Origin of the sequence: Pseudomonas sp. Irchel 3A5 (genome assembly GCF_900187575.1) — a bacterium.
Classification (GTDB): Bacteria; Pseudomonadota; Gammaproteobacteria; order Pseudomonadales; family Pseudomonadaceae; genus Aquipseudomonas; species Aquipseudomonas folii.
The window spans coordinates 56,238-78,827 of record NZ_FYDU01000010.1; the positions used below are offsets into that span (position 1 = coordinate 56,238).

At 56.7% G+C, this 22,590-nt stretch carries 20 protein-coding genes; 13 read left to right on the plus strand and 7 right to left on the minus strand.

Annotation, left to right across the window (positions count from 1 at the left end; all coding sequences use genetic code 11):
* Positions 1-17: 17 nt before the first annotated feature.
* Positions 18-1,955 carry a 5-dehydro-2-deoxygluconokinase gene (gene iolC / locus CKW31_RS17630; RefSeq protein WP_095097747.1) on the minus strand — a complete coding sequence of 646 codons (1,938 nt, stop codon included), beginning with the start codon at positions 1,953-1,955 and terminating at the stop codon, positions 18-20.
* 282 nt (positions 1,956-2,237) lie between these two features.
* Between iolC and CKW31_RS17635 the strand changes: the two genes are divergently transcribed.
* Together CKW31_RS17635 and CKW31_RS17640 are read left to right on the plus strand one after the other, a co-directional pair.
* The gene (locus CKW31_RS17635) at positions 2,238-3,158 is read left to right on the plus strand and encodes a MurR/RpiR family transcriptional regulator (protein WP_095097750.1); all 921 of its coding nucleotides are present in this window, start codon (positions 2,238-2,240) and stop codon (positions 3,156-3,158) included.
* A gap of 242 nt (positions 3,159-3,400) precedes the next feature.
* Positions 3,401-4,516 (plus strand): Gfo/Idh/MocA family protein, encoded by a 1,116-nt coding sequence (locus CKW31_RS17640; RefSeq protein WP_095097753.1) that lies wholly within the window; start codon positions 3,401-3,403, stop codon positions 4,514-4,516.
* A gap of 385 nt (positions 4,517-4,901) precedes the next feature.
* Here the strand turns inward: CKW31_RS17640 and CKW31_RS17645 are convergent, their stop codons facing one another.
* Complete coding sequence (locus tag CKW31_RS17645; protein WP_095097756.1) at positions 4,902-5,696, minus strand: SDR family NAD(P)-dependent oxidoreductase; 795 nt, start codon at positions 5,694-5,696, stop codon at positions 4,902-4,904.
* A 139-nt stretch (positions 5,697-5,835) separates the two neighbouring features.
* Complete coding sequence (locus CKW31_RS17650; RefSeq protein ID WP_095097759.1) at positions 5,836-6,744, minus strand: LysR family transcriptional regulator; 909 nt, start codon at positions 6,742-6,744, stop codon at positions 5,836-5,838.
* Between the two features lie 183 nt (positions 6,745-6,927).
* Here CKW31_RS17650 and CKW31_RS17655 point away from each other — a divergent pair, with 183 nt between their 5' ends.
* Positions 6,928-7,881, plus strand: a complete 954-nt coding sequence (locus CKW31_RS17655; protein WP_095097762.1) for an alpha/beta fold hydrolase — start codon at positions 6,928-6,930, stop codon at positions 7,879-7,881.
* A 121-nt stretch (positions 7,882-8,002) separates the two neighbouring features.
* Here CKW31_RS17655 and CKW31_RS17660 read toward each other — a convergent pair whose 3' ends face one another.
* On the minus strand, positions 8,003-8,902 hold the full coding sequence (locus CKW31_RS17660) for a LysR family transcriptional regulator (protein WP_095097765.1): 900 nt from the start codon (positions 8,900-8,902) through the stop codon (positions 8,003-8,005).
* A gap of 115 nt (positions 8,903-9,017) precedes the next feature.
* Between CKW31_RS17660 and CKW31_RS17665 the strand changes: the two genes are divergently transcribed.
* From CKW31_RS17665 to gfa, 6 genes are all read left to right on the plus strand, one after another.
* Positions 9,018-9,647, plus strand: a complete 630-nt coding sequence (locus CKW31_RS17665; RefSeq protein ID WP_095097768.1) for an NADPH-dependent F420 reductase — start codon at positions 9,018-9,020, stop codon at positions 9,645-9,647.
* A 30-nt stretch (positions 9,648-9,677) separates the two neighbouring features.
* Positions 9,678-10,511 carry a class III extradiol ring-cleavage dioxygenase gene (locus CKW31_RS17670; protein ID WP_095097771.1) on the plus strand — a complete coding sequence of 278 codons (834 nt, stop codon included), beginning with the start codon at positions 9,678-9,680 and terminating at the stop codon, positions 10,509-10,511.
* A 4-nt stretch (positions 10,512-10,515) separates the two neighbouring features.
* Positions 10,516-11,187: an alpha/beta hydrolase gene (locus CKW31_RS17675; protein WP_095097774.1), complete on the plus strand. Its 672-nt coding sequence runs from the start codon at positions 10,516-10,518 to the stop codon at positions 11,185-11,187.
* A gap of 30 nt (positions 11,188-11,217) precedes the next feature.
* Positions 11,218-11,616, plus strand: coding sequence for a DoxX family protein (locus CKW31_RS17680; protein ID WP_095097777.1), 399 nt, complete (start codon positions 11,218-11,220; stop codon positions 11,614-11,616).
* Between the two features lie 486 nt (positions 11,617-12,102).
* The gene (locus tag CKW31_RS17685; protein WP_095097780.1) at positions 12,103-13,212 is read left to right on the plus strand and encodes an S-(hydroxymethyl)glutathione dehydrogenase/class III alcohol dehydrogenase; all 1,110 of its coding nucleotides are present in this window, start codon (positions 12,103-12,105) and stop codon (positions 13,210-13,212) included.
* A gap of 70 nt (positions 13,213-13,282) precedes the next feature.
* Positions 13,283-13,861 carry an S-(hydroxymethyl)glutathione synthase gene (gene gfa / locus CKW31_RS17690; protein ID WP_095097783.1) on the plus strand — a complete coding sequence of 193 codons (579 nt, stop codon included), beginning with the start codon at positions 13,283-13,285 and terminating at the stop codon, positions 13,859-13,861.
* Positions 13,862-14,134: 273 nt separating this feature from the next.
* On the opposite strand, the gene CKW31_RS17695 is transcribed toward gfa, so the two are convergent.
* Together CKW31_RS17695 and CKW31_RS17700 are read right to left on the minus strand one after the other, a co-directional pair.
* On the minus strand, positions 14,135-15,136 hold the full coding sequence (locus CKW31_RS17695; RefSeq protein WP_095097786.1) for an NADP-dependent oxidoreductase: 1,002 nt from the start codon (positions 15,134-15,136) through the stop codon (positions 14,135-14,137).
* 182 nt (positions 15,137-15,318) lie between these two features.
* On the minus strand, positions 15,319-16,107 hold the full coding sequence (locus CKW31_RS17700) for an SDR family oxidoreductase (RefSeq protein WP_095097789.1): 789 nt from the start codon (positions 16,105-16,107) through the stop codon (positions 15,319-15,321).
* A 301-nt stretch (positions 16,108-16,408) separates the two neighbouring features.
* On the opposite strand from CKW31_RS17700, the gene CKW31_RS17705 reads away from it, so the two are divergent.
* On the plus strand, positions 16,409-17,002 hold the full coding sequence (locus CKW31_RS17705) for a TetR family transcriptional regulator (RefSeq protein ID WP_095097792.1): 594 nt from the start codon (positions 16,409-16,411) through the stop codon (positions 17,000-17,002).
* 14 nt (positions 17,003-17,016) lie between these two features.
* On the opposite strand, the gene CKW31_RS17710 is transcribed toward CKW31_RS17705, so the two are convergent.
* A complete protein-coding gene (locus tag CKW31_RS17710) occupies positions 17,017-18,219 on the minus strand; it encodes an FAD-dependent monooxygenase (protein WP_095097796.1) in 1,203 nt (400 codons plus the stop codon).
* A gap of 151 nt (positions 18,220-18,370) precedes the next feature.
* On the opposite strand from CKW31_RS17710, the gene CKW31_RS17715 reads away from it, so the two are divergent.
* The 3 genes from CKW31_RS17715 to CKW31_RS17725 all read left to right on the plus strand — a co-directional run bounded on the left by CKW31_RS17715 (position 18,371) and on the right by CKW31_RS17725 (position 22,583).
* Positions 18,371-19,276, plus strand: a complete 906-nt coding sequence (locus CKW31_RS17715) for a helix-turn-helix transcriptional regulator (RefSeq protein ID WP_176469910.1) — start codon at positions 18,371-18,373, stop codon at positions 19,274-19,276.
* 111 nt (positions 19,277-19,387) lie between these two features.
* A complete protein-coding gene (locus CKW31_RS17720; RefSeq protein ID WP_095097802.1) occupies positions 19,388-21,391 on the plus strand; it encodes a TonB-dependent receptor in 2,004 nt (667 codons plus the stop codon).
* 1 nt (position 21,392) lies between these two features.
* Entirely contained in the window at positions 21,393-22,583 is a 1,191-nt protein-coding gene (locus tag CKW31_RS17725) for an MFS transporter (protein ID WP_095097805.1), read from the plus strand.
* The last annotated feature ends 7 nt before the right edge of the window (positions 22,584-22,590 follow it).

Consider the following 22,590-nt stretch of genomic DNA (forward strand, 5'->3'; position numbering starts at 1 on the left):
AGCTGCTTTATTCCGCCTCAGGCTCGCGCGCTGCGCCAGGCATTGACCAACTGCTCGAACGTGGCCTGCACCTGCTGGATCAGGGTTTCATCATCAATGTCACCCGCCATCCACGCCCGGCTCGGCTCTTGAAAAATCGTGCGGCCCACAGCAAAACCACGGCAGGTTGTGCTCTGACTGGCTTGCCTGAAGCCATCGGCAAGGGATTCGATCGACGCATTAAGGCCCAGCAGTACAACGCCGCGGCAATACGCATCACGCTCCTGAATCAGTTCGTCGAGCTTTCTCCAGTCCTGGGCTGACTGTGCCTCAATCTTCCACCAGGCCGGGTAGATGCCCAGATTGTAAAGGCGCTTGACGCTGCGATAGAGCACGTCGGGATAGGTGGACGGATGATCCTTGGGCGGAATGACTTCCAGCAGCAATTCGTGACCGCTGATCAGAGAAGCCTCATACACCGCTTTGAGTTGCGCCTCCTGTTCCAGACGCAACACAGGTTCGTCATCGGGATGAAACTGCACCAGACACTTGATGATCTGCTCCTGAGGCCAGGCGATCAGGTTGCTGCCAATCGAGCGCCCGTGCTCAAAGCCCAACGGACGCGAGTTCTGAATCTCCACCGGACGGGCGATCCACCATCCACGGCCAGTGGCAGCATTGAGCGCATCCTGGCCGAAACGCTGGTCGGCAAGCAGACCCACATCAGCCTCTACACCCTGCGTGTGCAATTTTTCCTCGACCCGCTCCACCGCCTGGATAAACAGCTGCTTGATAGCGTTGATGCGCGCCGGTTCCTGGCCAGCTTTCTGCGCCAGGTCCACGAACTGCCAGCGATGGTCGAAGGCAAACACGAACAGTTGTTTCCAGGACTTGCGTGGCACTGTGACCCGGTGCAGGCGTTGCAGGATCGGGTCCTGATCGGGGCGAGTAATTGGAACCGGGCTGCTGAAAAGATAGTCCAGCTCAGCGGGCGTCGGCATGGCAGGCGCGCAGGCATGACGTGAAACGACAAGACCACCGCAGGCATTGGCCAGCTGGCAGCAACGCTCGTCGCTGGCATCGTTTAACCAGCCACTGAGGAAGCCCGACATAAAGGCATCGCCCGCGCCTAGCACATTAAGCACTTCAACCCGCACGCCAGGGTAGACTTCACCGTCCTCTAAGCGTATCGGGATCGCACCATGAATCACTGTACAGCCTTGCGGGCCGAGCTTGACCACCAGGGTCGCCGAAGTAATCTCGCGTACGGTACGCAAAGCCGTCAGCAAATCCTCACTGCCACCGGCAATCAGAAATTCTTCTTCAGTGCCAACGATCAGGTCGAAGCGCGGCAGGATCTTCTGCACATGCTGACTGACCGTCTGGTCGGCGACAAAACGGGTTTCTCCATCCGCCTTGCCCGCTAATCCCCACAGCACGGGACGATAGTCGATGTCCAGCACACGCCGGACGTTGTGCCGGGCAGCGTAGTCCAGAGCCTGGACGCTGGCCTTGTAAACGCCATCGGTAGAGAAATGCGTACCGGTAATCAGCAGTGCTTTGCTGGAAGCAACGAAGGCTTCGCTGATATCTTCAGCACGCAACGCCATGTCGGCGCAGTTTTCCCTGTAGAACACCAGGGGGAAGGTTTCGCGGTCCTTCAGGCCCAGCAGTACCAAGGCGGTGAGGCGTTCGGGATCAACTTTGATGCCACTGACGTCACAGCCTTCGCGAGCCAGGGATTCCAGGAGGAAGCGCCCCATGTGGTCGTCCCCTACCCGGCTCAACATTGCCGACTTCAAACCCAGCCTGGCTGTGCCGAATGCGATGTTGGCGGAAGAGCCGCCGAGATACTTGGCAAAGCTGGATACGTCCTCAAGTCTCGCACCGATTTGCTGTGCATAGAGATCGACGCCCAGGCGTCCGAGGCAAATCAAATCCAACTGACGCCCATTGGCAAAACGAGTCTGGCCCATGCTGGCTCCTGTTATTTTTATAAGCCTGCGTTGCACCGCCATCGCGACGGCAAACGCTCTTGGTGCAAGCAGACTAAAACGTTCAGAAGCCCCAATCAATATTTATTCCATAATTATTTTATATGGAATTTATATTCCAATGGTCCGGCGTATACTCCTGTAGCCGACGTGCATCGTTTCAGTCAGTCAGGGTCGACGTGGTGCCAAGGTATTTTTTTGCGCCTACCCTGTAGACTTGCGCCACCCATCAGCGCACCAGAATAACAAGCAGAAGGATTGCCCATGCCCCGCTCCGATCAGCCGGCCACGCCAGAGACGACTTCGGAAGACGTTCTCGCCAGCCCCCCGATCAATGCCGAACGCCTGTTGCAAATGATCACCGATGAGTACGAAAGTCTGCCGCGCCAGCTCAAACGCATCGCCAGCTACATGAGCCAGCAGAGCGACCGGATCATGGTCGACCGCATCAGCGACATTGCTGGCGAATGCGAAGTGCACCCTTCAGCCATCGTGCGCTTTTCCCAGCGCTTCGGGTTCAGTGGGTTCAGTGAAATGCAGGCGCTGTTTCGCGAGGCGTACACCCACAAAACCACGCCGGTGCAGAACTATCAGCAACGCATCCGCAGCATGATCGTCAATAAGTCGCAGAAAGCCAGTGGCGGCGACCTGGCACGAGAATGCGTCAACGCAACGCTTTCGGGTATCGAACGGCTGGGGATGGAGCTAGACGATGCGGCCTTCGACAAGGCGGTAGATCTGGTGGTCAATGCAGACAACATTTACGTCGTCGGCGTGCGGCGCTCCTTCGCTGTCGCCGACTATCTGGTCTACAACCTGCAGCACACTAATAAGCGCATTCATCTGATCTCCGGTCTGGGCGGCAGCTATCGCGAGCAAATGCGCAGCGTGCGGGCCAATGATCTGGTGATCGCCATCAGCTTCACGCCGTACGGCAAGGAAACCCAGCATTGCTTGCGCATTGCCCAGCATCATCAGGCGAAGACGCTGATTATCACTGACAGCAATCTGTCGCCACTGGCAAAGCGCGCGAGTACGGTGCTCTTGGTGAATGAAGGAAGTTCGTTCGCATTCCGGTCTTTGAGTGCGACGTTATGTTTGTGTCAGGCGCTGTTTATTGCCGTGGCGTACCGGTTGGAATTGAAGGTCGATGAGATGCATGAGCAGTCGGGTTTTGAAGACTGACCGATGCTGGCATCGAGGCTTCGGGAGGATATGAAAACCATGACACGTTTTCAGTGACTACTCGGGCCTCTTCCCGGCTAAAGCCGGTCCCACGTAGACATTGCGCCATACCAGAGCAGCCAGCACTGCCCTCATTCGCCTCATTGACATCCCGGATGTAAATTTTTATTCCATTAATTGTTGGAAGTGAATATTTATTCTATAAATACCCCTCTGAAAATAAAAATCAAAAAGGGTGTGTCATGCGCAAACTCGGAATCGGACTTATCGGCACAGGATTTATGGGCCGTGCTCATGCTTTGGCTTTTCGAAACGTCAGTGCGGTATTCGAGCTGCCTTTCACGCTTCACCTCGCTGCCCTGGCCGATGCTGATCCCGTTCGTGCGCAATCGTGCTCGACCGCCTGGGGGTTTGAACGCGCCCATGGTGACTGGCAACAATTGATCAATGATCCTGCGGTCAATCTGATCGCCATCACCACCCCCAACCACCTGCACTATCCGATGGCCATGGCCGCCATTGCCGCTGGCAAGCCGGTCTATTGCGAAAAACCGCTGGCGGTGAGTCTTGAACAGGCAACTGCCATGTACCAGGCGGCAAGGGATGCAGGCGTGGTCACCCGTGTCGGCTACAACTATCAGCACAACCCGGTCATAGGATTGGCGAGAGAGCTGATCACTAGCGGCGAGCTCGGTGAGATCATCAGTTTTCAAGGCGAATTCAGCGAAGACTTCATGGGCGACCCGACCTCGCCCTGGTCATGGCGCTGTGAGGCTGAACACGCGGGAGGTGCGCTAGCGGATCTGGGCAGCCATTTGCTGGGCATGGCGCGATATCTGCTCGGCGATGTGGAAGCGGTATGCGCCGATCTCCAGACCGTGCACCGCCAACGCCCTGCCACGGCCGGAAGCCAGGAACTGCGCTCAATCGCGGTGGACGATCTGACCCATGCGTTGCTGCGTTTCACCAACGGCGCGCGTGGCACCTTCAGCAGTAGCTGGCTCAAGCACGGCTACAAAAACCACCTGAGTTTTGAAATAAGCGGCACAAAAGGCACGCTGTCGTTCGATCAGGAGCGCTTGAACGAGCTGCGCCTGTGCCAAATGGGCCAGGCAGGTTTTCAGCGTTTACTGGCCGGACCAGACCTGCCCGGATATGCCGCGTTCAGTCCTGCGCCGGGTCATCAGTTGGGCTACAACGAGCTGAAAACGCTGGAGGTGCATGAGCTGATCATGGCCTTGGACGGCAAGGGACAACTCGGCACTGATTTCGGCCAAGCGCTGGAAGTGGAGAGACTGGCTACGGCGATTCGATTGGCTGCACGCGAGCAACGCTGGGTTAACCTCCGAGAGGTCTGATCACCAAAAAAACAGGGGCCCGTCGGGGCGGACGAAGAAGAGAATGATTTTCTGCAGGAGCGCACGAGCACCGCGAGGCCGCGATGGCGTACCGTCTGATACACCGCCATTGCGGCCTCGCGGTGCTCGTACGCGCCTACAGATCCAATGTTTGCTTCGCGACAGCGTGGTGTCACGAAACCGGCGAGGCTCGTGGCAACAAGCAGCAACCATCAGGCTTTCGGCTGGTAGCGCTCGGCGGCATTGGCCTGGCGGATATCCGACAGCAATCAGTGCATCCCAACGCTCTGCTAGATCCAGTGGCGGGACACTGGTTTACGAGTACAGCGTCAACGAAGATCAAAGCGTCCGTGGCTACAACATCTGTCGACAGCTCCGGTTCGCATCAAACAATGTCATCGACCACGCCGCCATCAACCCTTAGCGCCGCACCGGTGGTGGCTGACGCCTGAGTCGAGCACACATACACGATCATGTTCGCGACTTCTTCGACGGTAGCGGCACGCTGGATGATCGAGCTGGGACGATGCTCCGTGATAAATGCCCTGGCGACGTCATCGAGGGATTTGCCCGTACGCTCTACTTCGCTTTGCAACATGCCTGCAACGCCGTCGGACAACGTCGGTCCCGGCAGGACACTGTTGACCGTCACGCCGCTACCGGCGACGCGCTTGGCCAGACCGCGGGCCAATGCCAGTTGGGCAGTTTTGGAAACGCCGTAGTGAATCATGTCCGCCGGGATGTTGCGTGCGGACTCAGAGGACACGAACACTACCCTGCCCCAGTTTTTCGCAACCATTGCAGGCAACAATGCGCGGCTCAGACGCACACCTGACATGACATTGGTCTGCCAGTAGCTGTCCCAGACCTCGTCGTCAGTTTCAAAGAAGTCCTGAGGGCCATAGATCCCGGCATTGTTCACCAGGATGTCGATATGCCCAGCGCCTTGCACCAGCGTTTCAACACCATTTGCAGAGCTTAGGTCAGCGGCAATGCCAGTGATTTTCGCACCCGGAACTTCGCTGGATAATTTGGCCACCGCACCCTTTACAGAACCTTCACTGCGGCCATTGATCACCACTTCTGCGCCAGTCTGGGCGAGTCCTTTGGCAATCGCAAAACCTATCCCGCCGGTCGAGGCGGTGACCAGCGCACGCTTGGTATTCAACTGAATGTTCATCTTCACTCCATCATGATCGGGTGGGCATAAGCCACCCTATTGGAGCTTCCACAGCCTGTATAGAAGCAATCGACGACTGTAGAGCGTTAAGACCGCTGGATAAATGCCGATTCTGGAGATGCATTCAAAACGCAGCGTTTCAAAACAGTTGAGGATTCACTGCATCTGGGCCAAATGTCATCAGCGCAAAATCCAGAAAACTGCGCAGCTTGGGCGTCAACCGACGGTCAGGTGCGTAAAGGACATGCAGCGGACGTGAGGGGATGGGATACGTCGGCAGGAGCGGAACCAGATCGCCCGCCAGCAATGCCTTACGCACCAGTTCTACCGGCTGGAGCAATATCCCCAAACCCGCCAGCGCCGCGCACAAAAGCGGTTCACCGTGATCCGCCATCAATCGGCTGTTAATGGGGACGATCACCTTGCCTTCCGGCCCGTCGAACGTCCAATGGGTCCTTAGTTCTGTGTGCGTAAAGCCCAGACACTCGTGATCCTGAAGGTCCCATGGAGTTTTGATGGCAGGCTTATCCCGCAGATAGGACGGCGCAGCGCACAGCACCAGCTGATAAGGCGCCAGGGGACGAGCCACCAGGCCACTGTCGGAAAGCTGACCGACCCTGAACACCACGTCGAAGCCCTCATCAATAACGTCAACCGCGCGGTTTGCCAGCGTCAGCTCGACACTGATCATGGGATTGGCTTTCATGAATTCCGGCAGTTTTGGTGCAAGCGATTGCATTCCGAAACTGACCGGTGCGTTAACCCGAAGCCTTCCCGTAGGCGTTGCTTGTGTTTCGGCCGCCATGTTCTCGGCGGTTTCAACCTCTGCAAGGATGGTCTTGCAGCGCTCATAAAACTCGCGTCCGAAGTCGGTGAGGCTTTGCCGCCTGGTCGTTCTGTTCAACAACCGCACGCCCAGATGCTGTTCGAGATGATGTACGTGCTTGCCGATCAATTGCGCGGACATCTGCATCGCGTCACCGGCTGCACTGAACGAGCCCATCTCAACTGCTTTGACGAACGCCGCCATACTGCCAAGCCGATCCATTAACAATGATCCGTTTCGAATGTCGCCGCATTTTGAGTATTTATTCCAATACTGTTCAAGCCCTATTCTCGATCAACATTCCTGATAACCGCTGGCGAAGATCATCATCAACCGGACTTCCAGAGGTCGCGACAGGTGCCATGACATGTCCATCGCCATTTCCAGATTGCAGGTGCTTCCTTCTTGAAATACCCATTAAAAGCTGTCCCGCTTAACACGTTGCTCACCGAAGATTTTTACTTCCCCCACGAGATCATTGGCCAGCCCTTTCGCACATCTGACTTCGCTGATCTAAAGATAAGCAGCTTCACTACCAGCGACGCGATCAACCTGAGTTACTGGGAAGCAGGTAACGGGCAACCGTTGATTTTCATCCCCGGCTGGTCGGCCAATGGTGCGATGTACTTTCACCTGATGCACCTCTTGAGCACGCACTACCGTGTGTACGTGCTGGACGTAAGAAACCAGGGTCTTTCTGAACGGGTAGCCTTTGGTCATCGCATTCCCCGCTATGCCATGGACGTGAAGGAATTTGCCGACCACCTGGGTGTGTCGCAGGCCAACTACTGCGGCTGGTCCATGGGCGCTTCGGTGATGTGGGCCTACATTGATCTGTTCGGTACTCAAGGCATTCGTACACTGAGCATCATTGACCAGGCACCCTCGATTTATTGCCACGCTGACTGGACAGAGCAGGAGCGACTGGAGGCAGGGGCGTTCACCACGTCACCCGAGCGGATGATTGCCTCCTATGCGCAGGGCACCGCCACCAACATGCTCGTTTCTGGAAGCCGGGTTGTCGAGCGTGCGATGGCGATGGACTCACCCCACTTTCATAACGTCATCAGCCTCGTGCAAGAGGTGGTCAAAGATGACATGGCATTTACCTCACAGGTGCTTTTCGATCACGTAACCAACGACTGGCGAGATGTGATCCGGTCAAAGATCAATGTGCCGACCGCGATCTTCACCGGCGAGTACAGCGACTGGCTGGAGAGTCAGCGCTGGATGAATTCGGTCATCCAGGACTCGGTGCTTCACGTGTACACCAAGGCTGAGCAAGGCGATCATTTTCTGGCCTTCAAGAACCCGGAGAAATTTGCCGCGGACCTGCACAGCTTTTTGCAACGACACTAACTCGATGGATGACCGCGCCCTGATTTTCTGGGAGTGCGGACGATCCTGATACAGCGCTCCTTTTATCCGGCTGATGGCTTGATTTCCCCTTTTTATCAGCCGGCTTTTTGGTCAGCGTGAATCACTGCTCCCATACCGGATGGGCGAATCGTTCCACCAGAAAGTTGATCAGCGCCCTCACCTTCGCAGGCAAATGTTTACGGGTCGGGTAGACCACGTAGATACCCAATTCGACGGAGCGGTACTCGGGCAATATTTCAATCAGATCGCCTCGCCGCAGATCCTGCGCCACCATAAAACTGGGCTGCAACGAAATGCCACCCCCGGCCAAGGTAATGGCTCGGCAAGTATCCCCGTTATTGCACCTGACCACTGAGCGCGTGTTTACGCTTTCAATGCCTTGTGGTCCTTCGAAATGCCATTCATTCCCGCTGGCAAAGTTGCTGTAGGCAACCACCTCATGCTGTTCGACATCTGACAATTTGCGGATGGGTGCATGACTGGCCAGATACGCAGGCGATGCACACAAACACATCCGGGTGCTGGCCAGCTGTCTCCCCACCAACGAAGAATTTTCCATGCGTGCGATACGTACAGCTGCATCAATTCCTTCATCCACCAAATCCACTAGACGATCACTCAGGCTGATCTCCAACTCGACTTTGGGATAGGCGCTCATGAAGTCAGCCCAAATCGGCGCCAGGTGCAGCACGCCAAAACTCACTGGGGCGTTGACGCGAAGAACGCCGCTGGCCTCAGGCGAGGTGGACGATACGGCTTCTTCTGCCTCATCCATCATTGCCAGCACCTCACGGGCCTGGTGATAGAACTGACGCCCCTCATCCGTCAATGACAGCCTGCGAGTCGTGCGGTGCAGTAACCGCGCGCCGAGCCGCTCCTCCAGCCCGCTTACGTAACGCGATATGGCCGCTTTGGACATGTCGAGTGGCTCCGCGGCTCCGACAAAACTGCCTTTATCTACAACGGTGCAGAACACCTGCATTTCCAGCGCCCGATCCATTATTGTCTCACCTAGTGGAACTATCCATCACATTTAGCCCAGTTTATCCCTATCAGGCAATCTATAAACTGAGCTCATCGAAACGCAACTCAACTCAACTCAGAAAGAGGTAATCATGAAAATCACAGTAATTGGTACCGGCAACATGGGTTCAGCCTTTGCGAAACAGCTTTCTGCCGCAGGGCACAGCGTGCGTATCACCGGCCGCGACATCAGCAAGGCCCAAGCGCTGGCTGATCAGTACGTAAATGTCAGCGCTTTCGTAGCGTCCGAAGCCTTGGGCGACAGCGATGTGATCGTGGTCGCCACCGCCTATGACGATGCTGCCGCAGCGCTGCAAAGCCTGGGTGATCTGACCGGCAAGGTGGTCATCGACATCACTAACCCGCTGAGCGCCGACTACATGTCGCTGACCGTCGGCCACGTTACCAGTGCCTCGGAAGAGATCGCCAAGGCTGTGCCGCAAGCCAATGTGGTGAAAGCGTTCAACACCCTGTTCGCTCAAGTGCTCGCCGATGGTCCGAAGTTCGCCAATGACCAGACCGGCAGCGTGTTTGTCGCCAGTGACAGTGAGCGCGCCAAGCAGACCGCTATCGCATTGGCTCGCAGCCTGGGCTGGAACACGGTGGATGCTGGCGGCCTGGTCAACGCTCGCTACCTGGAGCCCCTGGCAGGTTTCAACATCTACCTAGGTTACGGCGCAGGTCTGGGCACTTCGGTCGCTCCGGTCTGGCTGAGCAAGTAATCAACATTTAATCCATCAGGAGTCGTCACCATGAACACTTCATTCCCCCTGCTGTTTGTGTCTCATGGTGCTCCTACGTTCGCAATCGAGCCCGGCCTGGCTGGCCCAAAGCTGGCTGAGCTCGGTCGCGAGCTACCAAAACCTGACGCCATCGTGGTGCTGTCGCCGCACTGGATGACCCGTGGCGAAGTCAGTGTTACGGCGAGCACCGCACCTAAAACCATTCACGACTTTGGCGGTTTTCCGGACGCGCTGTATCAGGTGTCCTACCCGGCTCCCGGCGCACCAGAGTTAGCGAGTCATATTGTTGATCTGCTGCAGACAGCGGGCTGGAAATCCCGGCTGGATCCAGCTCGCGGCCTTGATCACGGGGCATGGGTACCGCTTCTGTACCTGGCACCGGAAGCAGACATACCGGTGGTTCAGGTCTCCATGCCGGCAACGCTTGATACGCGCAGCGCATGGCAACTTGGCGTGGCACTCAAGCCTCTGCGTGAGATGAATGTCTTGATCGTGGCGTCAGGAAGCCTCACCCATAACCTATACGAATTCCGTGGCGCAACAGCCCACGGTGCGGACTACGTCAAGCAGTTCGCAGCCTGGACCGCCAGGACCCTGCAGGCGGGAACCATAGATCAGTTGTTGGACTACAAGCAGTACGCGCCTTCAGCCGAACGCGCCCATCCAACCGATGAGCATTTTTTACCGTTGTTCATTGCGCTGGGCGCAGCCGGTAACAGCTATCAGACGATGGTTCTGGATGGCGGAATCACCCACGGCGTACTGGCCATGGACAGCTACCTGTTTACCTCGATCGATAACGAAGGGTTCGATTCAGTTCAACCCGTTGAAGGTGTGAAATAACGTCATGCAAAACACCACTTTTTCTGAACCGGCACGCGAATCCGAATCAGGTATTTTCTTCCGTAAAGCCTGCAATACCGCCAGCCCTAAAGCACGATTGTTGTTGCTGCACGGCGTAGGATCAAACGAAGCCAATCTGGCCAGTCTGGCTGCGTCCCTGCCAGAAGACATCGAAATCCTGTTGCTCCGCGGCCCGTTGCAGGTCAGCCCTCAAGGCTTCGCCTGGTATCAGGTCAATTTCACCAGCAATGGACCTTCGTTCAATCAGGAACAGGCGGAGTCCAGTCGCCAACTATTAATCCGGTTTATCGAGGCGCTTCCTCCGCTTCCCACTGTGATTGCAGGCTTCAGCCAAGGCGGCATCATGAGCTCCAGCGTTGGCGTTACACAGCCTGAACTGGTGGCAGGCTTTGCGCTGCTTAGCGGGCGAATGCTGCGGGAAATCGAACCGCGAATTGCGACACAGGAGCAACTGAAAAACGTCTCAGCGTTTATTGCTCATGGTCATCACGACAACGTGCTGCCGATCGACTGGGCACATGAAGCTGACGCCTGGCTGAGCCGGATCGGTGTGGAGCACCAGACTCATTTTTATTACATGGCCCACGAAATCGTTCCGGAAGAACTGGCTGACTTCTCTCAGTGGCTGGATCAGACACTTTCACTTTCCAACTGATACGTCTAATAAACCAAAGGAAGCTCCATCATGATTGATTCACGCACCGCTCCATACGCCGCACTGATTATGCGCCTCGCGCTGGGCATCATGTTCATCGCCCATGGCCTGACCAAAGTGTTGGTCTTCACCCCGGCAGGAACCGCTGGCTTTTTCGAGTCCATTGGCTTTCCAGGTTTTCTGGCCTATCCGGTCATGGCGTTCGAAGTCATCGGCGGCCTGATGCTGGTTCTGGGCGTGTATGCCCGCTGGATTGCCGCAATCGCTGTGGTTCAACTGTTCGTTGCAGCGACTGTGCATTTCGGCAACGGCTGGAGCTTTACCAATGCTAACGGCGGTTGGGAGTACCCAATCTATTTGTCCGTAACCGCGCTGGTTGTCGCTTTGTTGGGTGACGGCGCGTTGGCGGTGAAGGCTTCCAAAGCGTAACGACCCGAACTTATTGATGCTCAAGCCCAAGGTCATCGATCAACGGGGTTGAGCATTGATAGTGATCAAGCAGGCACCCTCCGCGCCGATATTCGCATGAACATTCAGAGCGCCCTATTACAAACAAAGTGATGGGAGTGTCCAAGCCTCTCGGCTGTTTTTGGCTATCGCATTCAGCGCTAAGCTCTTCGGCATCAACCAGCCAGGCGTCTTTTCCTTACGCTTGAACCACTGCACTAACTAGCTGCAAACCGGCCTGACCACATGTTTTGAGTGGCAAGGATCTGGCGATTCGTTGAAACACTCATCAGACCTGAAAGCCCTCGCAGTTAAACGTTGCACCTTTATATAGAAACGACAGAGGCGCAACGCTCGCCGACTGGAAGGGCGTTTCATGGGCGCAAATATTTCAAACACGCACGCTGACCTGATATAGGCGTTGTTGATTGCCTTGGTCAATGAGCATGATCACTTGGAGAAAATCTTATGAAATCTCGTGCTGCAGTTGCATTCGAACCGGGCAAGCCGCTCCAGATCGTCGAGATCGACGTTGAGCCGCCGCGCAAGGGTGAAGTTCTGATCAAGATCACTGATACCGGTGTATGCCATACCGACGCCTTCACCCTTTCGGGTGATGATCCGGAAGGTCTGTTCCCGGTAGTGCTGGGCCATGAAGGTGCCGGGATTGTGGTTGAAGTAGGCGAAGGCGTGACCAGCGTGAAGGTTGGCGACCACGTCATTCCGCTGTATACCGCCGAATGTGGCGAATGTCTGTTCTGTAAATCCGGCAAAACCAACCTGTGCACCGCCGTACGCGCCACTCAAGGCAAAGGTGTCATGCCGGATGGCACCTCGCGCTTTTCCTACAATGGCCAGCCGCTCTATCACTACATGGGGTGCTCGACCTTCAGCGAATATACCGTTGTCGCTGAAGTCTCTGTCGCGAAGATCAATCCGGATGCCAACCCTGAGCACGTCTGCCTGCTTGGCTGTGGTGTGACTACGGGGATTGGCGCGGTCCACAACACGGCCAAAGTCCAGCCAGGCGACACAGTCGCTATCTTCGGTCTGGGGGGCATTGGTCTGGCGGCAATTCAAGGCGCCCGTCAGGCCAAGGCTGGACGCATCATTGCGATCGATACCAACCCTGCCAAATTCGAACTGGCCCGTTCGTTCGGCGCCACCGACTGTGTCAACCCGAAAGACCACGAACAGCCGATCCAGCAAGTGATTATCGAGATGACGGGCTGGGGTGTTGATCACTCCTTCGAATGTATCGGTAACGTGCATGTCATGCGTGCAGCGCTCGAATGCGCTCATCGTGGTTGGGGTCAATCGATTGTCATCGGTGTCGCCGGTGCCGGTCAGGAAATCTCGACCCGCCCCTTCCAGCTGGTCACCGGTAGGACCTGGAAAGGCTCGGCGTTTGGCGGCGTAAAAGGTCGCAGCCAACTGCCGAAGATGGTTGAAGACTCGATGAAAGGCGAGATTGAGCTGGCGCCTTTTGTCACTCACACCATGTCGCTGGATCGTATCAATGAAGCGTTTGATTTGATGCACGAAGGCAAGTCAATCCGCACCGTCATCAAATACTGATGTATTCCCCTGTTCCGGGGCACTTGCCCCGGAACTTATTCCACATCACCCATAGATCTGGAGATACAAAGTGAGCGATGTAAAACTTCACCCCTTGCTGGATAACGGCATTAAACCGGCAACTGCCGATTTCGCAGGCGGCACTCTGCAATGCCTGTGTATGACCGACAAGGTTGAGATCAAGATTGAAGCCCAAACCCTGCATAACCACGCCTGTGGCTGTAGCAAATGCTGGAAGCCAAAAGGCGCCAGGTTTGCCGTGATCGCCGTTGTGCCTCGCAACAAAGTGAGCGTCATCGCCAACGCAGCGAAACTGGCCATCGTCGATGAAAGCGCTACCATCCAGCGACACGCCTGCAAGGACTGTGGCGCACACTTGTACGGCCGGATCGAGAACCAGAACCACGCGTTCCACGGCCTGGATTTTGTGCACACCGAACTGTCCCCTCAGAGCGGCTGGGCGGCACCAGGTTTTGCCGCGTTCGTTTCATCAGTCATTGAAACAGGTACCCCGCCAACTGAAATGGACGAGATCCGCAACCGTTTCAACGAAATTGGGTTACCCACGTATGACTGCCTTTCACCGGCACTGATGGACGCCTTGGCAACACATGTAGCCAAGCAAAATGGCGTTATTCAGGCCAGCTGAAATCACTCCAGGCTGATCAACGTCGTAGTTCACAAACAGCGGCAGGTACTCACTGCCCGGGCCGTTCGTCTGTTGAATATACTGGCGAACGGCTTAAGAATGCCTCGATTGAAGTCGCCGACAGGTTCGCATTCCTTCATTGCACAATGAGACATCTGTCGCTCGCTTACCCAAGAAAGACGACATTGAAAACCTCGTCCTGAAATATGGGCTCTCGTTAAAAAGCAAACCACATGCCTTGCTGAGTCAATGCAACTCCGACTGGGTTCGACATCATCTGATCTTCACAACGACCTTTCCTTTAGCATGCCCCTTGGCTAAATACTCCAGAGCTTCCTTCGCCCGCTCGAACGCAAAGACCTTGTCGATCACCGGACGAATCCGTTCGGATTCAAGCAGTGTACCGATCTCCCCAAGCTGGGCGCCGTCGGGGCGAACGAAGAGGAATGAATAGGCAACGTCTTTGCTCTTCGCAAGCCGGATGATCCTGCGGCTCATCAACCCAAAGACAAAACCGAGGAAGACATTCAATCCTCGAGCCTGGGCGAACGCTTTATCCAGAGGGCCAACCAAAGAAACAATCTTTCCGCCAGGCTTGAGGACTTCAACGGACTTCTCGATCACGTCGCCTCTGAGCGTACCGAGCACCAGGTCACAGTCGCGCAGAACGCCCTCGAACGCTTGCTGCTTGTAGTCGATTACTTCATCTGCGCCGAGGCTGCTGACCCTTTGTACATTGGCCGTACTGGTGTTGGTCGCCACCCTGGCGCCGAGGTGTTTCGCAAGCTGGATCGCGAAACTGCCAATGCCTCCGGACCCGGCCGGGATGAACACTTTCTGGCCCGGTTGAAGATCGCCGCGCTCTTTGAGTGCTTGCCACGAGGTAAGTCCTACCATCGGAATGGACGCTGCTTGAACGAAGTCCAGATTGGCAGGCTTCAGCGCGGCAGCACTTTCCGGTAAAACCGCACACTCAGCAATGGACCCGGTACCGAGGTCGAACAGGCTGGCATATATTTCATCTCCTGCCTTGAAGCGCGTCACGCCGCTCCCTACCTGAGTCACCACGCCCGCCAGATCACTGCCCAGAATAGCGGGCAGTTGAAACTTCAGCACAGGCTTGAAAATACCGGTAGGGATCATGTTGTCGATGGGATTGATCCCGGCAGCATGCACCTCGACCAAGAGTTCATTGAACTTCAAGACTGGAAGGGACACCTCAGCAAAGCCAATTTCCGGGGATTTGCCATAGCGTTTGAAGGTCAGCGCTTTCATGGTGCTTGGATTCCGTGACGGTCTGGAATGATTTTCTGTAGGAGCGCACGAGCACCGCGAGGCCGCGATGGCGTGCTGTCTGATACACCGCCATTGCGGCCTCGCGGTGCTCGTGCGCCTACAGATCCAATGTTTGCTTCGCGACAGCGTGGCCTCACGGACACCGGCGCCACTCATCTCAATCAGGCTTTCGGCTGGTAGCGCTCGGCGGCATTGGCCTGGCGGATATCCGACAGCAATCCCTGGCGCGCGGCATCCAGTGCATCCCAACGCTCTGCTACATGCAGTGGCGGGATGGTGACGAGTTCGCGCTGATCAAAGCCGACCAGCGCCGCGTCGACCAATTCTTCAACGTCCATCACATCAGCAATGGTGTTGACGTCGATTCCCGCCCTCTCCCATATTTCCGTGCGCGTCGCCGCAGGCAGCACGGCCTGGACGTATACGCCACTTGGCGACAATTCCAGATTCAGGCCTTGAGACAAGAACAGCACGAACGCCTTGGTAGCACCGTAAACCGTCATACCAAATTCCGGCGCGAAACCCACTACCGAACCGATATTGACGATTGAGCCAGTACCCGACTGGGCAAAACGCGGGGCGACTGCGGCGGCCAACCGGGTCAGCGCGGTGATGTTCAAGGTGATCAGCTTTTCGATAGCGTCCGCCCCTTGCTGAACGAACCCGCCCGACTGAGCCATGCCAGCATTGTTGATGAGGATGCCGATTTGCGCGTCTTCGCGCAGACGGGTTTCCAGCGCGGAAAGCTCTGCTGACTGGGTCAAATCGGCCTGAAGCACCTCGACAGCGACCCCGCTTTCCTCGCGCAGGTGTGTGGCCAGGGCTTCAAGGCGTGCCTTGTCACGCGCAACCAGAATCAGATCGTGACCACGGCTGGCGAAGCGCTTGGCATAGACGGCGCCGATGCCGCTGGAGGCGCCAGTGATGAGTACAGTTGCAGGCTTTGTCATGGGGAATTCCTTCAAATAATCGGGTTTTACATGAGTTGGAACTAGCGTTTCAGCACGCAATAGTCGGGTTGACCGGTGTAACCGATGGCACGGCCGCCATGGAGCTTGGCTGGATTGAGCTGCGCCCGAGGTGCTCTGTTTTTCCAGGGTTCGAAAAGCGCTTGTCGGGCATTTTGGTCTGGCTCTGGTGTGAGAACGAAGCCAATGATTACGATCACAATCTAAAATGTCAACGGTTTGATGTCGAACGACATCAATGTATAGTGCTGAAATCATGTTGAACCAACCTGCTGGATGAGCGATGAAAGTCACCAAGCAACAGGCACAGGCAAATCGCGTACATATCGTTGAAACCGCGTCGGCCCTTTTTCGCGAGCGCGGTTATGACGGAGTTGGCATTGCCGATCTGATGGCGGCAGCAGGCTTCACTCAGGGCGGCTTCTACAAGCACTTCGGTTCGAAAGCCGATCTGATGGCGGAGGCAGCGGCCTGCGGGATCAAACAGTCTGCTGCGCTGACAGCCAGCGCGTCAGTGCAGGAGTTCGTGGAGGTTTATCTTTCCCGCGAGCATCGCGACAACCGCGCGACGGGTTGCACCATGGCCGCGTTGTGCGCAGATGCAGCCCGCAAGGAAAAAGAGGTCCGCGCCACGTTCGCTGCGGGCATCGAAACCCAGGTGGCCGCCTTGCAAGATGGCGCTGGGCAGTCGGAGGATGAAGACTCTGCCAAGGCACGCGCCCGGCGACTGGCCATAATGGCGCAAGCACTGGGCGCCATCGTCTTGTCGCGGGCATGTCCGGATGACTCGCCATTGGCTGATGAAATTCTGGCGGCGAGTCGCGAGGCTATTATCAAGTCGCTGAGGCCGGATACACCTTTGGCCGAGCACGCTTAGCCTAAACGATTCGCTCAATCGACCGGGTTGACTCGAAGCACGGGGGCCGCCAAACGTATCGCTTCACTCAACCCCCCTTGGTCCAGTTGCGTAAAAGTCCGCCGTAGCATCCAGCCTGCCAGCCAGTCTGGGGTAAAGCGCATAAACAGATTACGCATGTGCCAGCTGGAGCGTGTCCTCGGTACATACCAGTTGGCCATGCGCGGCGCCAGCGCCTGCAGGATGTCGATGTCCGGTCGCAGACGCGCCTCGTATCGGCTCAGGGCTTGAATGTCATAGCTGCGTGTCAGTTCTTCAGCCAGTAACCAGGCGCCGGTGAGGGCCATGCTCGCCCCACGCCCAGAAGCCAGGGTCAGACAATGCGCTGCGTCGCCCAGCAGCACCAGCCGGCCCCGGTGCCAGGTGGGTAGATGCACTTGCATCAAATGATCAAGATAAAACCCTTCTGGCCGGGCGGCCAATGCCGCCTGAATGTCCTGATGAGCATGTGAGAACACATCCTGCAGCCAGGCAGCACGCTTTTCGCGGGGAACCCTTGATCCCTCTCGGTCCTGCCAGACGAAAAGCGCGGCCAGCAGGTCCTTGCGCATCCCGTAGAGCTCGACAGTGTAGCCGGGTTCGGAGAACGATACATGGCGCTCGCCAACCTGAGCCGACCGACCTTGCAAGGTAAAAGCAGCCGCGCTGTAACCAAGAGATTTGAGACACTCTCCATCACTGGCAAAATAGCGCTGACGTAAAGACGAGAAGCAGCCATCGGCCGCTACGACAAAGTCAAAGTTTTCGTGTTCGTGGTTGTTGAACCACACCTCCACTCCGTCGTCCCGCTGCTCCAGCTCATGAACCTGTGTACTGAAGCGAATCGGTACTTGATCACGCAATGCTCGATGCAGGGCAATCACCAGATCATCACGGCATACCGGCAGCAGATTGGTCTGGCGCAAATGCTTACGGTGGTCGATCAGCAATACATCGCGCCCCTGACTGTCCCGAAACTGGGTACGACCCAACTCCACGCCCTTGGCCTCAAGGCCTTCGAGGATACCCATCAGCCCTGCAATCCGGTAACCGCTTCCGCCCAGACTGAGGACAAAGCCGTCGCAGCGCAAGTCGGGAGATTTCTCCACAATGGTTGGCGAGAATCCTCGTTGCTTCAGCCACCAGGCAGCGGCCAGTCCGGCAATGCCGGCGCCTTGAATCAGAATCTTTGCTGACACGTGTTATCCCTTGCGTTCGCACCTCGGCTAATGCGGTCAAGATTGCGGGCGGCGCGATGGTTGAGCGCGCGCGATCAGGGATGAAACGCGCGTGATCAGGCCTTTAATGATAAGTGTTATCATTTGTCATCGCGCATTCAGGGCTTTTGCCATGTCCATCAATCATTACGTCGCCAATCAACCACTCTCCCCCACCTTCGCCAATCTGGCCGATGAGGAACTCGACATTCGCGTGCTTGACCTTTTGCCTGCCGAGGAGTGCCGTATCCAGGCGAACAGTGAGCCATCGCTGTCCATCGCCTACTACGCACAAGGGGGTGGCTGGCGGCAATTTGCCGATACGCCATTCATGCTGCTCAGCCCTGATACCTGCTGCCTTTACCACGGAACAGTTGCGATTCAAGGTGAAGGAATGTTGGCGGCAAATACCCGGGTGCGCGGAGTCAATATCAGCTTTGCGCCTCAGGTCCTCAGTCGCATCGGGCTTGACCAACAGTTGCTCGACCAGGCGGGTCTATGGGAGAGGCGCATCTCCGCTGACGGTCAGGCACGGCTGGTGCAATTCCCTGCGCCAACCGTGCTGCGCAAAGTCGGTATGGCAATGCTTGATTGCCCGCTACAAGGGGTAGCACGGGAGATTTTCCTGCGGGGCAAGGCGTTCGAGATGCTCGGCGAAATGGTCGGCTATCTGCAAAGCGGCCATCTCCAGCCTGCCGTCGGTGCACGTGATCGCGCCCGTATCGAACAGGCACACGGATTACTGAAAGCACGCCCCGCCGAACCCTGGACGCTTGAAGCGCTGGCCGACGCTGTGACCCTGAATGTGCGCAAACTCAAGCAAGGGTTTCGTCAGGTATATGGCAAAGGTGCTTACACGCTGCTTCAGGACATGCGCATGGAGTTGGCCGCTGAGCGCCTGCAGCGAGGCGAACGAGTGGTCGATGCGGCTCTGGAAGTCGGGTACACCAATCCAAGTCACTTCGCCAAGGTGTTTCGTCGTCATCACGGGATTGCTCCCAGCGAATACCGCAATCGCTGTGAGACCCCAGTCAAATGATAATCAATATCAACAATTGACCCGATCACGCGCGCCGACACCCTGATCACGCGCGCAGGCCAACCGCTATAACCCGACCATTTGGCCATCCCCCTTCCTCAGGTTATCTCCATGCAACGCTCCTTGCTCAGCCTTGCGATACTGTTCGCCATTACGCCCCACGCTTCTGCTGACTCGGTACTGACCTTGCCTGAACTGCAAGTCACCGCCAGCAAGCGTATCCAGTCTCAAAACCAGACAGATCTGGCTCTGGCCGTAGCCACCCCGGCAGACCTGGAACAAGCCAATGTTTACCGCAGCGGGGAGCTGGAACGCGTCTTTCCCGAATTATTAGTGCGCAATACCGGCGCAGGCCTTTTCCCCAGCCTGAGCATGCGCGGCATCTCATCTTCAGACCCCTACAACGCTCCGGTCGGAATTTATGTCGATGGTGTTCCACAGTATCTGGGCACCTTCAATCAGGAGTTGCTGGACATCGAACAAATCGAACTGCTCAAAGGCCCGCAAGGAACTTTGTATGGTCGCAACGCTCATGCGGGAGCGTTGAATATCACTACCCGTCAGTCCGAAGAAACCCCGACCGCCACGGTACAAAGCCGTTTCAGCAACCTGCATCAGCAAGTTTCTGCCAGTGGCTCCGCTCCACTGATCAGTGACCGTTTGTACATACAAGGTGCGGTTTACCACGACGACACCGACGGCGAGTTGACCCGCAGCGAACACCATGGGGACAGCGACAATGGTGGCGGTCGCGCTGGCCTGTTGTTCAAGGCCAATGAAGACTTGAGCCTGCGTCTGGCCTACGCGCGGGACAAACTACGATCGTATGATGAGCAATATCTCGCCGACGAGACTTATGGCAAGCGCCGGGCCAGCGTGCCGTTGATGGAGTCTGTGTACGTACGCCGTGTTGAAAGCAGCAGCGCCACCGTTGATTGGAGCCTTAATGACAGTTGGCGCCTGACCTCCATCAGTGCCCTGCAGAACTACCGGCATGAGCGGTTGTTCGGGGATCTGGGCTTCCTCTGGCCGGAAACCCAGCGCACCCTCAGCCAAGAGTTGCGCCTGTCGACTCAAGGCGCTGATCGGGCATGGGATCTGGTGACGGGCCTTTATTGGCAGAACAGCAAAAGTCATTCGCAACGTGAACCTGATGCCGGCGCACCTTTATCCGGCGTCTACGGCCAGGCGGACAGCCGCATCGAAAATACCGAAAAAGCTGTGTTTGGTGAGTTCACCTGGCATTTGGCGCCCCGTTGGGACCTGACCTTGGGTGCGCGTCACAGCCAGGAAAGAGCCGAGACTCGCTATGTGCAGCAAAACGCGTTGTTCACCCCCGGCTTTGAATACAGTGGCAACGACACCTTCACCAGCACCACGCCAAAGGTCGCTCTGGGTTTCCAGGCAACACCTGACACTCGGCTGTACGCATCGGTGAGCAAGGGCTTCAAGGCTGGCGGCTACAACCGCATCGGCGCCATTACTCCCGATGCTGTGGCCTACTCACCGGAAAAATCCCTGAACATGGAAGTCGGCATCAAGGCCAGCTTGCTGGACAAGCGTGTATGGCTCAATGGTGCGCTGTACCGCATTGATATCGAAGACGTGCAGCAATTCGTCGGCGACGCAGGTACAGGAACTCAGTCTCTGGCCAATATCGGCAAGGCCCGCAGCGAAGGCGCCGAGCTATCCCTGGACTGGCAAGCGACCCAGGCGACCCGTCTGCGCGTAGCGGGCACCTTGAACCGCAACCACCTGCTGAACTCGGACCGTCAGGGTAATCAACTGACCTTCACCCCGAAACGCACTTTGCGGGTTTCGGCGGAACACAGCCTTTACGTCAGTGGCGTGCTGGGCGAGATCCGCCCCAGTGTTGGCCTGAGCTACACCGGCAAGCATTATTTTGACGTCGATAACCACGTCGCCCAAAGCGGCTACAGCCTGATGGACGCCCGCCTTGCCTGGCTGCCCAAGCCAGAACTGGAACTTGCGCTATATGGTAACAATCTGGGCGACAAGCTCTACCGTACCTATGCCTATGAGTCGGCGGGGCAACAGTTTGCTCAGCCTGGCAATGGCAGGGAATTGGGGCTGAGCATAAAGGCTTCATTCTGACATGCGCCGCTATCTGCCCTACTGGTGTTACTACCTGCATCAAGGGATGCTCACCGCCCTGATGTTGCAAGGAGTGGTGGCCTATTTTCGCCATCAAGGGCTGGACCTTGCCAGCCTAAGCCTGTTGTGGCTTACGTTTCTGCCATGGGTCGGTAAGTGCCTCTGGGCGCCTTGGTGCGAAAGGCACTGCCTGGGCTTACGAGGTAATCGCTATCTGGGCAGTCTGGTCATTCTGCAGTTGGGCATGGCTACGATTCTGTTGATGATCAGCGCGCTGGCACCAGAGCACCCGCTTTACCCCATTCTGATAGCACTGCTGTTATTGGCGGTGTTGTCGGCTACACATGATATTTACGCCGATGCCATCACAATTGCCACCTGTGACAGCCATGAGCGGCCGTTCGCCAACGCCGCCCAAGTGGGTGGCAGCTACCTCGGCGTAGTCTTCGGCAGCCTGGTTTTTTTGTATCTGGCCCAGCACTGGGGTTGGCGTGGTGGGTTCATGGCGATGGCGCTGCTGTCCTTCAGTTTGTTGCTGCCACTGGGTTGGCTACCCGCCAGCCGGGAACCATTTGAAACCAACTCGCCACCCCGCCTGGATCGCCGAAGTATTCAAGCCCTGTGGCCAATCCTTTGTCTGGTGGCTGTTTATTACCTGGCCATGCGAGGTTTGATGACACTGCAAACGGTCCTGCTGCTGGATAACGGCCTGGATTTCAGCCGACTGGGGCTCATCACCACCCTTTTCGGCACGTTTGCAAGCGGGCTAGGCATCTTGCTCGGAAGCTGGATGGCCCGGCGGTTGGGAACCTGGCGCTGCCTGATGCCGAGCATGTTGATCCACGCTGGTATAGCGCTGGCGGCTGCATGCGGCGCGAGGATATTTGATCTGCAGGCCTGGCTGGTGCTGTTCACCGCCGTGAATATTGCCGCCGCGACAGGTTTCGTCACCTTGTACAACCTGCTGATGGGTCAAGTGCGCCCTCATCAACCGGCCTCTGATTATGCGCTGCTGCAATCGACTGATGCGGCTGTTGCGATGCTCGCCTCACTGGCTACTTTGCAAGTCGCGCATTATTTGGGTTACCCACGGCTGTTACTGGGCTTAGCGTTAATCGCCTGCGTCTGCCTGTGGCCAGCACGAAAACTATGTCTGAAACTCCAAACAGGCTGTGGCATAACAGCGATTTGAACCTCAG